Source organism: Pseudomonas sp. S2_E01 (assembly GCF_054668365.1).
This window is the reverse complement of sequence record NZ_CP162762.1, coordinates 5,402,033-5,414,992: the sequence shown is the minus strand read 5'-3', so window position 1 is coordinate 5,414,992 and position 12,960 is coordinate 5,402,033. Positions and strand designations below refer to the sequence as shown.

The window sequence follows — 12,960 nt, the reverse complement described above, 5'->3', positions numbered from 1 at the left end:
CGCATTATGCCTAGGCTTGTGCGGCAAGACACTCGCGCAGCGCGGTTTGCCAGTCGGGTTGGCTGACGCCCCACTCGCGTTGCAGGCGCTGGCCGTCCAGGCGCGAGTTCAGCGGTCGGGCGGCCGGGGTCGGGTAGTCGCTGGACGGAATCGGCAGCAGGTTGGCGCAGGCCTTGCCCTGCGCGCGCAAAGCGTCGCCAATGGCCTGGGCAAAACCGAACCAGGACGTTTCGCCCTGCGCGCTCAGGTGATAGGTGCCCCAGGCGCCGGATTGTCCCGCCTGCCAGCGTTCGATCAGGGCGCGGGTGCTTTGGGCGATGGTACCGGCCCAGGTCGGCGCGCCGATCTGGTCGGCGACCACGCGCAGCTCCGGTTTTTCCTGCAGCAGGCGTTGCATGGTCAGCAGGAAGTTACGGCCATGGTTGGAGTAGACCCAACTGGTGCGCAAGATCAGGTGCTGGCCTTGCACCGCCGTGATGGCCTGTTCGCCAGCCAGTTTACTTTGGCCATAGACGCCCAGCGGGTTCGGCGCGTCGTCTTCGTTGTAAGGCGTGCTTTTGTTGCCGTCGAACACGTAATCGGTGGAGTAGTGAATCAGCGCAATGCCCAGCTGCGCTGCTTCTTCGGCCAGAATGCCGGGCGCCGTCGCGTTGATGGCGAACGCTACCTGCGACTCGTTTTCAGCTTGATCGACCGCAGTGTAAGCCGCGGCGTTGATGATCAGGTCGGGACGAACCCGGCGTACCTGCTGACGCAATTGCTGTGGATTGGTCAGATCGAACTCGGTGCGCCCAAGTACTACCAATTCGCCAAGTGTCTTCAAGTGATGTTGCAGCTCGGTTGAAACCTGTCCATGTTGACCGCTGATAAGAATTCTCATGGAAACAGGTCGACCTCCTGCAAGGTTTTGCCGAGCTGGTCTTTGGCTGACAGTTGCGGCGCTTCGGTCAACTGCCAGTCGATGGCAAGTGTCGGGTCGTCCCAGCGGAGGCAACGCTCGGCCGACGGGTTGTAATAATCCGTGGTCTTGTACAGGAACTCGGCAACATCGCTCAGCACCACGAACCCATGGGCAAAACCTTCCGGTACCCACAGCTGGCGGGCGTTTTGCGCGGATAGGCGCACCGCCTCCCACCTGCCGAAATTCGGTGAGCTGCGACGGACGTCCACCGCGACGTCGAGCACTTCACCGACCGTTACCCGAACCAGCTTGCCCTGAGTGTTTTCCAGTTGGTAGTGCAGGCCACGCAGCACGCCTTTGAGCGACCGCGAATGGTTGTCCTGAACGAACTGGCGCTTGAGCCCGGTCGCTTCCTCGAATGCCTTGGCGTTGAAACTCTCGTAAAAAAAACCGCGCTCATCACCGAAAACCTTAGGCTCCAGGATCAACACGCCGGGCAGGGCGGTTTCAATCACCTTCATTTGCTCGCCTCAGCCAGTTTGAAGAGGTACTGACCGTACCCGGTCTTGCCGAAATAGCTGGCGCGCGCCAGCAGGCAATCGCGGCTGATCCAGCCATTTTCGTAGGCGATTTCTTCGAGACAGGCGACTTTCAGCCCTTGACGGTGCTCGATGGTCTGCACGTATTGCGAGGCATCGAGCAGGCTGTCATGGGTGCCCGTGTCCAGCCAGGCGAAGCCGCGGCCGAAGCGCTCGACCTGTAGATCGCCGCGTTGCAAGTACGCATTGTTGACGTCGGTGATTTCCAGTTCACCACGAGGAGACGGCTTCACGGCCTTGGCGATCTCGATCACATCGTTGTCGTAGAAATAGAGGCCGGTCACCGCATAGCTGGACTTCGGCGCCTTGGGCTTTTCCTCGATCGAGAGGGCACGACCCTCGTCGTCGAAATCGATCACACCGAAACGCTCGGGATCCTTGACCCAATAGCCGAAGACTGTGGCACCGGATTCACGCTTCACGGCTTGTTTCAATTGGTCGCCGAAGTGCTGGCCATGGAAAATGTTATCGCCGAGGATCAGGCACACCGGATCATCGCCGATGAACTCTTCGCCGATCAGGAAGGCTTGGGCGAGGCCATCGGGCGAGGGCTGCTCGGCGTAGCTGAAATGCACGCCGAACTGGCTGCCGTCACCCAGCAGGTTGCGGTATTGCGGCAGATCCTGGGGGGTGGAGATCAGCAGGATTTCCTTGATGCCGGCCAGCATCAGCACCGAGATCGGGTAGTAGATCATCGGCTTGTCGTAGATCGGCAGCAGTTGTTTCGACACGCCCAGCGTGATCGGGTGCAAACGCGTGCCCGAACCACCGGCCAACACAATTCCCTTCATCATGCGATCAACTCCTTGGTATTGAAGGCGCCCAGTCGTTCGCCCTGGTAGCTGCCGTCCTGAACGCGGCGGCACCACTCGAGGTTTTCCAGGTACCACTGGACGGTTTTGCGCAGGCCAGTCTCGAACGTTTCTTCGGGCACCCAGCCGAGTTCGCGTTCAATCTTGCCGGCATCGATGGCGTAGCGCACGTCATGGCCCGGGCGATCCTGGACGAACGTGATCAGATCGGCGAAGTTCGCCACGCCTTCGGGTTTTTTCGGCGCCAGCTCTTCAAGCAGGGCACAGATGCCGCGCACCACGTCTATGTTCTTCTGCTCGTTGTGGCCGCCGATGTTGTAGGTCTCGCCAACCACGCCTTGGGTTACCACCTTGAACAGGGCACGGGCGTGGTCTTCGACAAACAGCCAGTCGCGAATCTGCAGGCCGTTGCCATAGACAGGCAGTGGCTTGCCCGCCAGGGCGTTGAGAATCACCAGCGGGATCAGCTTTTCGGGGAAGTGGAACGGCCCGTAGTTGTTCGAGCAGTTGGTCAACAAAACCGGCAGGCCATAGGTGCGCTGCCAGGCGCGGACCAGATGGTCGGACGCTGCCTTGCTGGCGGAATACGGCGAGCTTGGCGCGTAAGGCGTGGTTTCGGTGAACAGGTCATCGACGCCGTGCAGGTCGCCGTACACTTCATCGGTGGAAATATGGTGGAAGCGAAAGGCGCTTTTTTCAGGCTCGGCCAGCGTGTTCCAGTAGGCGCGAGTGGCTTCCAGCAGGCTGTAGGTGCCGACGATGTTGGTCTGGATGAAATCCGACGGGCCGTCGATGGAGCGGTCGACGTGAGATTCGGCTGCCAGGTGCATGATCGCATGCGGCTGGAAGCGTGCCAGCACCGCGCTCACGGTCGGCTGATCGCAGATGTCCGCCTGGACGAATTCGTAGCGAGTGTCGGTGGCGATGCTGGTGAGCGATTCCAGGTTACCGGCGTAAGTCAATTTGTCGAGATTGAGCACTTCGTGCTCGGTGTTACGAATGAGGTGTCGAACCAGGGCAGAGCCAATGAAACCGGCACCGCCGGTGATGAGAATACGCATGTAGGCCAGCCTTTATCTGTAAGAGCGTTGAAGCACATGAGCATAGCTTGTCGGCAGCAGACCAGAGGTGCAATAGCGATGTGAAAGCTATTTGAGATTTGGTCCGTACTATGGGGGTTGATTATCGACCGGCGCAGTGGCGATATAAGCGCCTAATAACATTTCAGGGGTCGTTCCATGCCGCTCGCCACGTTGATTCATCGCGCCAGTTTGCCCAGCCCGCAGGTGTCTGCGGCGCAAGCGCTAGAGCTGCTCGAGGGGCATTACGGGCTGAGCGGTCGCCTGCAGTCTCTTGGCAGCCAGCAGGACCTTAACTTTCGCGTCGACAGCGCCGAAGGGCGTTTTGTACTGAAAATTTGCCGGGGCGACTATTCGTCGCTGGAGCTGCAAGCCCAGCACGCCGGGCTCAAGCATGTGGCTGAGCACTCACAGGTGCAGGTGCCGCGGGTGATAGCGTCGCGGACCGGCGCTGATCTGCTCTCGCTGGAGATCGCAGGGCAAGCGGTGCATGTGCGTTTGCTCGAGTACATCGAGGGGCAGCCGCTCACGGCGCTGGAGCATTTGCCGAGGTCAGTGGTGGCCGGCTTCGGCCGGCTCTGCGGTGAAATGGATCTGGCACTGGCCGGTTTCAGCCATGCCGGCCTGGAGCGCACCCTGCAATGGGACGCCCGCCACGCCAATGCGTTGATCGCGCACTTGCTGCCGGTGATCAAGGACGATGAGCAACGCGCCTTGATCGCGCAAGCTGCCGCGCAGGCAGATCAGGCCTTGCGGCCACTGGTCGACAAGTTGCCGGTACAGGCCATCCACATGGACATCACCGATGACAATGTGGTCTGGCAGCGTGATGCGCAACGCCAGTGGCAATTGCAGGGCGTGATCGACTTCGGCGACCTGATCCGCACCTGGCGCATCACCGACTTGTCGGTAACCTGCGCGGCGCTGCTGCACCATGCCAATGGCGACCCTTTCTACATCTTGCCGGCGATCCAGGCCTATCACGCGGTCAATCCGCTGCAACAGGAAGAATTGCTGGCCCTGTGGCCGTTGATCGTTGCGCGGGCTGCCGTGCTGGTGCTCAGCGGTGAACAGCAGGTCAGCATTGATCCCGGCAATCAATACAGCCGTGACAACCTGACCCACGAATGGGAAATTTTCCGTGTCGCCACCTCGCTGCCCATGGCGTTGATGGAAGCCGCCATCCTCACGTCCGTGGGGCTGCGCCTGCCGGAGATCGGCAGCGAAAATTTTGCGCCGTTGCTGCCCAGCCTGGTCGGGCGTGAATTTGCCTTGATCGACCTGGGTGTCCTGAGCCCGCATTTCGAGGCTGGCAATTGGGAGCAGGACGGTATCGATCAGCGCCTGCTGGACGAAGCGGCTGCTGCTCACGGTCTGGCGGCCAGCCACTACGGGCAGTATCGGTTGTCCCGCACGCGACCGGACAGCGCCAACGAGCCGGATACTTACCCGTTGCATGTCGAGTTGCGTGTGCCCCACGGCACCGCCGTTGAATCGCCTTTTGCCGGGATGGTTCACCAACCGGCGTCCGGTGTGCTGCAGCTCGATGGTCCTCAACTGAGCGTGCGCCTGTGGGGCGTGACACCTTCGCTCCACAGTGGCGCGGCGCTGGTCAAAGGCCAGGTATTAGGCACCGTCAGCGGGCCGTTGCGGGTGCAGTTGTGCCGAGGTACTTCACTCGACGCGCCGTTGTTTTGTACGCCGACCCGAGCGCCGGCCTGGCAGGCGTTGTGCCCCTCTCCGGCCGCGCTGTTGGGACTGGCCTGCGATGCACCGGCAGAGCTCGATGCGCAAACCCTGCTGGCGCGCCGCGATGCCAGCTTCGCCCGCACGCAAAAGCACTACTACGTCGATCCGCCGCGCATCGAGCGCGGTTGGCGCAATCACCTCATCGACATGCAGGGCCGCTCTTACCTCGACATGCTCAACAACGTTGCGGTGCTCGGTCATGGCCATCCACGCATGGCCGCGGTGGCGGCCCGCCAGTGGTCGCTGCTCAACACCAACTCGCGTTTCAACTATGCAGCGGTGGCGGAGTTTTCAGAACGTCTGTTGAAGCTGTCGCCGGACTCCATGGACCGGGTGTTCCTGGTCAACAGCGGCAGTGAGGCCAATGACCTGGCAATCCGTCTGGCGTGGGCCTACAGCGGGGGGCGCGACATCATCAGCGTGCTCGAGGCCTACCACGGCTGGACGGTGGGCGCGGATGCGGTTTCAACCTCGATCGCCGACAACCCCAAGGCCCTGAGCAGCCGTCCCGACTGGGTGCATCCGGTGCCAGCGCCGAACACCTATCGCGGTGAATTCCGCGGCCCCGACAGCGCCCCCGATTATGTGCGCAGCGTCGAACACAACCTGGCGAAAATCGCCGCGCAAGGCCGCCCGCTGGCCGGTTTCATTTGCGAACCGGTGTATGGCAATGCCGGCGGCATTTCGCTGCCGAAGGATTACCTCAAACAGGTCTACAGCCTGGTCCGCGCCCAGGGCGGTGTGTGCATCGCCGATGAAGTGCAGGTCGGTTACGGGCGCATGGGCCATTTCTTCTGGGGCTTTGAAGAACAGGGCGTGGTGCCGGACATCATCACCATGGCCAAAGGCATGGGCAACGGTCAGCCGCTGGGTGCGGTGATCACCCGCCGGGAAATCGCCGAAGCGCTGGAGGCCGAGGGCTACTTCTTCTCGTCGGCTGGCGGCAGTCCGGTGAGCTGCCAAGTCGGTATGGCCGTGCTGGATGTCATGGAAGAAGAAAGGCTCTGGGAAAACGCGCAGGTTGTCGGCGGGTACTTCAAAGAGCGACTTGAAGCACTGATCGATATCCATCCGTTGGTGGGCGCGGTGCATGGTTCCGGTTTTTACCTGGGCGTGGAGTTGATCCGCAACCGCGAGACCCTGGAGCCGGCCACCGAAGAAACCACGGCGTTGTGCGACCGCCTGCGCGAACTGGGAATCTTCATGCAGCCGACCGGGGATTACCTGAACGTGCTCAAGATCAAGCCACCGATGGTGACTTCGCGCCGGAGTGTGGATTTCTTCGTGGACATGCTTTCGAATGTATTAGGGGAGGGGTTGTAACCAATTTTTCTGGATTTCCACAGACCCTGTGGGAGCGGGCTTGCTCGCGATGGCGTTGTGTCAGCTGATGAATTCTTTACTGACACACCGCCATCGCGGGCAAGCCCGCTCCTACAGGGGATGTGATTATTCAGATATTTATCGGTTTTATTTCGAGTTTTTTTCGGCTTACTGATGGTTTTCGCTTCTAATACCGATATTTATCGGCTATAAAGTCGCACATACCGAGGCGTGGATGAACCATGCCCAATCGTCGCGCACTTGCCCGGAGATGATCCATGAGCCGTATCGTTACCGTCGCCGCCACCCAGATGGCCTGTTCCTGGGATTTGGAAGCCAACCTGGAAACCGCCGAAAGACTGGTGCGCGAGGCTGCGGCCAAGGGCGCGCAGATCATCCTGATCCAGGAACTGTTCGAGGCACCGTACTTCTGCCAGAAGCCCAACCCGGATTACCTGCAACTGGCCACGACCGTTGAAGACAACGTCGCCATCAAGCATTTCCAGAAGGTCGCCAAAGAGCTGCAAGTGGTGCTGCCGATCAGTTTTTATGGGCTGGCGGGCCGCGCGCGTTTCAACAGCATCGCGATCATCGACGCCGACGGCACTAACCTCGGGATTTATCGGAAAAGCCATATCCCGGACGGCCCTGGCTATCACGAGAAGTACTACTTCAACCCGGGCGATACCGGTTTCAAGGTGTGGGACACCCGTTACGCGAAAATCGGCGTGGGCATCTGCTGGGACCAGTGGTTCCCGGAATGCGCGCGCAGCATGGCGTTGCAGGGCGCGGAAATTCTGCTCTACCCGACGGCCATCGGCAGTGAGCCGCACGACAAGACCATTTCGTCCCGTGATCATTGGCAGCGCGTACAACAGGGCCATGCCGGCGCCAACCTGATGCCGCTGATCGCCAGCAACCGCATCGGCAACGAAGAACAGGACGGTTACGACATTACCTTCTACGGTTCGTCGTTCATCGCCAACCAGTTCGGTGAGAAAGTCCAGGAACTCGACACAACCGAGGAAGGCGTGCTGGTCCACCGTTTCGACCTCGATGAGCTCGAGCACATCCGCAGCGCCTGGGGTTCCTTCCGCGACCGCCGTCCGAACCTGTATGGTGCTATCAAAACCCTCGACGGTTCTCTGGAGTCCTGATCGTCATGACCACACTAAACAGCACCCCCCGCGCCGACGGTTTCTACATGCCGGCCGAATGGGCCCCACAAACCCAGACCTGGATGATCTGGCCCGAGCGTCCGGACAACTGGCGCCTGGGTGGCAAGCCGGCGCAAGCCGCTCACGTCGCGGTGGCCAAGGCCATTGCCCGGTTCGAACCGGTGACCGTCGCCGTATCCGCCGGCCAGTACGAAAATGCCCGTGCGCGCCTGGACGTGCCGAATATTCGCGTCGTGGAAATGTCCAGCGACGATGCCTGGGTGCGCGACACCGGTCCGACGTTCGTCATCAACAACAGTGGCGAAGTTCGTGGCGTGAACTGGGACTTCAATGCCTGGGGTGGTTTTGAAGGTGGCCTGTATTCGCCGTGGAACCGCGACTCGCAGGTCGGCGGAAAGATCCTCGAAATCGAGCGCAGCCCGCGTTACCGCACCGAAGGCTTCGTGCTGGAGGGGGGCTCGATTCACGTAGACGGCGAGGGCACCCTGATCACGACTGAAGAATGCCTGCTCAACCGCAATCGCAACCCTCACCTGGGCCGTGAAGAGATCGAAGCGGTGCTCAGCGCGCAGCTGTCCGTGGACAAAATCATCTGGCTGCCGGACGGTTTGTTCAACGACGAAACCGACGGCCATGTGGATAACTTTTGTTGCTATGTGCGTCCGGGCGAAGTCTTGCTGGCCTGGACCGACGACCCGCAGGATCCGAACTACCCTCGCTGCCAGGCCGCGATGAAAGTGCTGCAAGGCAGCACCGATGCACAGGGGCGCCCGTTTACGGTGCACAAGATGCCGATTCCGGGGCCGCTGTACGCCACCGAAGAGGAATGTGCCGGTGTCGATCCGGTGGACGGCACCCAGGAACGCAATCCGTCGGTTCGCCTGGCCGGTTCCTACGTGAATTTCCTGATCGTCAACGGCGGCATTATCGCGCCGAGCTTCGATGACCCGCTGGATGGGCCGGCCAAGGAGATTCTGCAAAGCCTGTTCCCGCAGCACGAAGTGGTCATGGTCCCGGGTCGTGAACTGTTACTGGGGGGCGGAAATATCCATTGCCTTACTCAACAACAACCCGCGCCGCACAAAGAGTGAGTGCAGGCGTAACAGCCTGAGATCCTTACAAAATCGGTCGGATAAAGGTTTATCCCTGACCTTCGGCCAGAAGCCCGCAGCCCGCAAGGACTGCGGGCTTTTTTGTATCCGTCTGCTGACCGTCGCGACACCTTGGCACAGCTCTTGTATCTGTCATGAAGTGAAACGGGGAGGGGGAGAGCTTCGATGTTCTGTCATAAACCTTGGATAAGTTAGCCGCTCACGAACCGGGAGAGAGCGCGGACATGAACGCTGAAATGAACTTGATGAGCAAGCGGGCACCGCACCCCCTGGCAGTAAACAGCGAATCGCTCCAGGTTCTGGCGCACTGGTTGAAGTCCAATGGAACGCGTCAGATCAGGGAACCTGATCCGCGCCGGACAATGATCGAGCGTTACCCTGCTGGTTTGTTCAGCGAGGCGGAACTGGATGCGTTGTGGGATGTGATAGAAGGATAAGAAGAATAAACAACGGATTGATCAAGACGCTGCCAGGATGGCGGCGTTTTTTATGTCTGAGCCTGTGAGCCCTTCATTTCAACGGCGCTTATAGCTTTTGCGCCTATCTTCAGACGATTCATGAAATTGACACAGACTTCCGGGCCCGACTAGGATGCCCTCCAACGCCTGTGGCCAACCGCCATGACTCAAAATAATAAAAAGGCCCGCCGCGATGTTTCGTGGGCGGGCCTTTTTGTTTCGAGGTGAAAAAAGAGTGCATCAGCGCCGTTTCAGCCGTTCGACACAGCGCGTATCCACCCGTAATCAGGAAAAAAACAAAATGTTAAATAAGCGAATCAGTCTGATCGCTCTGGGGATGTTGAGCGCTACTTCGGCTATGGCCAACGACCAAGCCGAGTCCAAGGGTTTTGTTGAAGACAGCAGCCTTAAAGTGCTGCTGCGCAATGCCTACATCAATCGTGACTACAAAGATGGTCGCCCGGATAAAGCCGAGTGGGGTCAAGGTGCAATCGGTACATTCTCCTCCGGTTTCACCCAAGGCACCGTAGGTGTGGGTGTGGACGCGTTCGGTTTGTACGCGCTGCGTCTGGATGGCGGCAAGGGCCGCACTGGCGCACAAGGCATCGACTTCTTCAAGAAGGGCGACAGCGGCAACGCGGCTGATGACCTGTCCAAGGGCGGCGCCGCGGTCAAGTTCCGTCTTTCCAGCACCGTGTTGACCTACGGCGACCAAATGCCGGCACTGCCCGTGTTGAGCTACGACAACGTGCGTCTGCTGCCAGAAAGCTACACCGGTACTTTGATCACCTCGAAAGAGATCAAGGGCCTGGAGCTGAACGCCGGTCGCTTCACTGCTGAATCGCGCAAAAGTGCCGAAGGTCGCGACAGCGGTGGCCTGAAGTCGATCAACGTATTGGGCGGTAGCTACCAGTTCACCGAACAGTTCAAGGCTGCGCTGTATGCGTCCGACGTTGAAGACGTGCTGAAGAAGCAATACGTCAACGCCAACTACGTGTTCCCGATCGACAAGGATCAGTCCCTGACCCTGGACTTCAACGGCTACCGGACCAAGCTGGACAATTCCTACGTCCGCGAAAACGGCGTAACCGGCGACGACAACAAAATCTGGAGCCTGGCGGCTACCTTCGCTACCGGCCCGCACTCGTTCACCATCGCGCACCAGCGCAGCACCGGTGACAGCAACCTGGGCTACGCCTACGGCGGCTACCAGAAGGATCAAGGTCGTGTGGGCGATGGCGGCAACACCATCTACCTGGCTAACTCCTACTGGTCCGACTTCAACGCCGAAGACGAACGCAGCTGGCAACTGGGCTACGGCCTGGACTTCAGTGCATTCGGCATTCCCGGCCTGAGCTACAACGTGGCCTACGTACGCGGTGACAACATCACCACGTCCACCAGCGAAGGCGGCACCGAGCGCGAGATCTTCAACCAGTTCAAGTACGTCGTACAAAGCGGCCCGGCCAAAGACCTGAGCGTGAAACTGCGTAGCTCGGTTCTGCGTGTGTCGCAGAAATCCAGCGAATACAACGTCAGCGGTAACGAACTGCGTGTGTTCGTGGACTACCCGATCAACATCTTCTGATGATTGCTCGGTGATAGAAGAAAGCCCCGACTGGTTCGGGGCTTTTTTTCGTCTCGGGAGGGGCACATTTCGCGAAAAAATTGGTTGAGCACCCTACTTACCGAGTCTGCCACAGCACCTGTGGGAGCGGACTTGCCCGCGATGGAGGTCAACGGTGACGCGGGTCGTCTGAATGCCTGCGTTGTATGGACGTTTTTTCGCGAGCAGGCTCGCTCCTACAGAGATATACGCGCTTTTACTCGCCCCGATTATGCATCGGCGCCTCCAGCACCTTCACCACATCATCAATGATCGCCTTACTCATATCCTGCAAAAAATGCGACGCCCAGGCATGGCGGTCGCTGTCGCGAACCATGGCGGCGTCAGCTGCGAGCAGCTTGGAAATGTGCAGCAGATCCGAGGCGTGGGAGAGCGCGCTGATGATGGGAACATCCCGACAGACGCGGAACAGTGGCTCGTTGTCGTGGTAGCAGAAGGGGGTGTAGCCGATGGTTTTCAGATCGATGGGGCAGGTCATTGGGCACCTCCGGTTTTTGGGAGGCGGGCAAAGCTTGAGCAGGTATTGGCTGAGAGCATGAACAGATTGCGGGCATGCATGAGAAGAACTCCAAGTGGTTCCTGTATCGAAATTCGAGTTCTCAGGCCCGGTCGCTGATTTGGCAGCGACGCTTTGAAATTAGCGCGAGGGAGTGATGTGCGCAATCGTGGACAGGGCTATCCCGCAAGAAGAGTGGTTCGGATTGTTACGCCGATTGAACCCGAGAAATGACGATCCCAGGTAAGCCTCTTGTATCGTTGATCGACAGAGTGAACGTGCTGCGAAAGCCCAGTTTATCCAGCATGTCCATCATTGCATCGATCGTGAATTTCTCGATCTTGCCGGTGGCCAGTTCTGAAACGCGAGATTGCGCAATGCCCAACCGTGTCGCCGCTTCGCTCTGCTTGAGGTTGAGCGTTTTGAGGCAGTCAGTGATGAACATCGACAGCTCCATTTTCAAAGCCATCTTGCTGGCGACCTCATCATCATGGGTGACATGGAACGGACTTTCGAAGAATTGAATGGCCATGATTTATCCTTGAGCGTTTATCTAAAATTTAAGATAAGTCAAAGGCGAGCCGATTGACCATCTTTTCTCTACGCATTTTTTCTTGCTGGAGATAACCGATTACACCACGTAACTAATGATGTTCCCGCCCCCACCTTTATCCCCATCCCCCACACGCCTACATTTAGCTCCAACACCTACCCATCATCCCGATGAGCAGGTCACTGGAGATCTTCCTCATGCCATTTGTAAGCGTACGCATCACCCGCGACGGCGTTACCTCTGAGCAGAAAGCTCAGGTGATCGCCGAAATCACAGAGACGTTGCAACGCGTGCTCAAGAAGGACCCGCACCTGACCCACATCGTGATCGAAGAAGTCGACACCGATAACTGGGGCTACGCCGGGATTACCACCACTGAGTATCGAAAACAGCTGACGGAAGAGGGGGGCAAGTCGTGACGGCGCAGGTTTCCATCGACTTCATCTCCGACGTGGTGTGCCCATGGTGCGCATTGGGCGCAACGGCACTGGAGCAAGCGATTGCCAATGTGGCCGGTGAGATTTCGGTTGAGCTGACCTACAAGCCATTCGAGCTGAACCCGAACATGCCCGCCGAAGGCGAAAAAGCCGTCGAGCACTTGATGCGTAAATACGGACGCACCGCGCAAGACGTGGCAGCTGGCAAGGCCATGCAAATCGCTCGCGGTGAGGCCCTCGGTTTCAAGTTCGATCTGGAGAAGCGCAGCCATTTCTACAACACCTTCGATGCCCATCGTTTGTTGTTCTGGGCATTGCAGGAGGGGCGGCAGGTGGCACTGAAGAAGATCCTGCTGCGCGCCTACTTCACCGACGGCCAGAACCCGAGTGACCGCCAGACGCTGGTTAGCCTGGCTGCCGAAGCCGGCCTGGATGCAGCCGCGGCGCAAGAAGTGTTGGCCAGCGGGGCGTATGCCCAGGAAGTGCGTGAACTGGAAGGGTTTTACCAGCAGCGCGGCATCAACTCGGTCCCGGCCATGGTCCTCAACGGTCGTCACCTGGTGTCGGGTTCGCAATCGGTCGAGTACTACGAACAGATGTTGAGACAAATGGCCGAGGCCCCCGCCGAAGCCTGAT

Annotated in this window: 13 protein-coding genes; 7 read left to right on the top strand and 6 right to left on the bottom strand. The window is 59.2% G+C overall.

Features of this window, described 5'->3' with window-relative positions:
* Positions 1-10 precede the first annotated feature (10 nt).
* Genes rfbD through rfbB form a run of 4 tightly spaced genes read right to left on the bottom strand, consistent with a single transcriptional unit; the run spans position 11 to position 3,373 of the window.
* Complete coding sequence (gene rfbD / locus AB4O36_RS24945; RefSeq protein ID WP_460140509.1) at positions 11-880, bottom strand: dTDP-4-dehydrorhamnose reductase; 870 nt, start codon at positions 878-880, stop codon at positions 11-13.
* A complete protein-coding gene (gene rfbC, locus AB4O36_RS24940; RefSeq protein WP_460140508.1) occupies positions 877-1,422 on the bottom strand; it encodes a dTDP-4-dehydrorhamnose 3,5-epimerase in 546 nt (181 codons plus the stop codon). Before rfbC ends, rfbD begins: the two co-directional genes overlap by 4 nt.
* Positions 1,419-2,294, bottom strand: coding sequence for a glucose-1-phosphate thymidylyltransferase RfbA (gene rfbA / locus AB4O36_RS24935; RefSeq protein WP_460140507.1), 876 nt, complete (start codon positions 2,292-2,294; stop codon positions 1,419-1,421). Before rfbA ends, rfbC begins: the two co-directional genes overlap by 4 nt.
* On the bottom strand, positions 2,291-3,373 hold the full coding sequence (rfbB, locus tag AB4O36_RS24930) for a dTDP-glucose 4,6-dehydratase (protein WP_460140506.1): 1,083 nt from the start codon (positions 3,371-3,373) through the stop codon (positions 2,291-2,293). The genes rfbA and rfbB overlap by 4 nt, the downstream gene beginning before the upstream one ends.
* Before the next feature lie 177 nt (positions 3,374-3,550).
* Between rfbB and AB4O36_RS24925 the strand changes: the two genes are divergently transcribed.
* The 5 genes from AB4O36_RS24925 to AB4O36_RS24905 all read left to right on the top strand — a co-directional run bounded on the left by AB4O36_RS24925 (position 3,551) and on the right by AB4O36_RS24905 (position 10,799).
* The gene (locus tag AB4O36_RS24925) at positions 3,551-6,463 is read left to right on the top strand and encodes an aminotransferase (protein ID WP_460140505.1); all 2,913 of its coding nucleotides are present in this window, start codon (positions 3,551-3,553) and stop codon (positions 6,461-6,463) included.
* A 278-nt stretch (positions 6,464-6,741) separates the two neighbouring features.
* On the top strand, positions 6,742-7,620 hold the full coding sequence (gene aguB, locus AB4O36_RS24920; RefSeq protein ID WP_460140504.1) for an N-carbamoylputrescine amidase: 879 nt from the start codon (positions 6,742-6,744) through the stop codon (positions 7,618-7,620).
* 5 nt (positions 7,621-7,625) lie between these two features.
* Complete coding sequence (gene aguA, locus AB4O36_RS24915) at positions 7,626-8,732, top strand: agmatine deiminase (protein ID WP_460140503.1); 1,107 nt, start codon at positions 7,626-7,628, stop codon at positions 8,730-8,732.
* A 245-nt stretch (positions 8,733-8,977) separates the two neighbouring features.
* Positions 8,978-9,190 carry a hypothetical protein gene (locus AB4O36_RS24910; RefSeq protein ID WP_460119023.1) on the top strand — a complete coding sequence of 71 codons (213 nt, stop codon included), beginning with the start codon at positions 8,978-8,980 and terminating at the stop codon, positions 9,188-9,190.
* 322 nt (positions 9,191-9,512) lie between these two features.
* Entirely contained in the window at positions 9,513-10,799 is a 1,287-nt protein-coding gene (locus AB4O36_RS24905; protein ID WP_460140502.1) for an OprD family porin, read from the top strand.
* Positions 10,800-11,034: 235 nt separating this feature from the next.
* On the opposite strand, the gene AB4O36_RS24900 is transcribed toward AB4O36_RS24905, so the two are convergent.
* Complete coding sequence (locus AB4O36_RS24900) at positions 11,035-11,316, bottom strand: DUF3077 domain-containing protein (protein WP_460140501.1); 282 nt, start codon at positions 11,314-11,316, stop codon at positions 11,035-11,037.
* A 226-nt stretch (positions 11,317-11,542) separates the two neighbouring features.
* Complete coding sequence (locus AB4O36_RS24895; protein WP_460140500.1) at positions 11,543-11,866, bottom strand: helix-turn-helix domain-containing protein; 324 nt, start codon at positions 11,864-11,866, stop codon at positions 11,543-11,545.
* Positions 11,867-12,084: 218 nt separating this feature from the next.
* Here AB4O36_RS24895 and AB4O36_RS24890 point away from each other — a divergent pair, with 218 nt between their 5' ends.
* Together AB4O36_RS24890 and AB4O36_RS24885 are read left to right on the top strand one after the other, a co-directional pair.
* A complete protein-coding gene (locus tag AB4O36_RS24890) occupies positions 12,085-12,306 on the top strand; it encodes a tautomerase family protein (protein WP_460119013.1) in 222 nt (73 codons plus the stop codon).
* Complete coding sequence (locus AB4O36_RS24885; RefSeq protein WP_460140499.1) at positions 12,303-12,959, top strand: DsbA family oxidoreductase; 657 nt, start codon at positions 12,303-12,305, stop codon at positions 12,957-12,959. Before AB4O36_RS24890 ends, AB4O36_RS24885 begins: the two co-directional genes overlap by 4 nt.
* The last annotated feature ends 1 nt before the right edge of the window (position 12,960 follow it).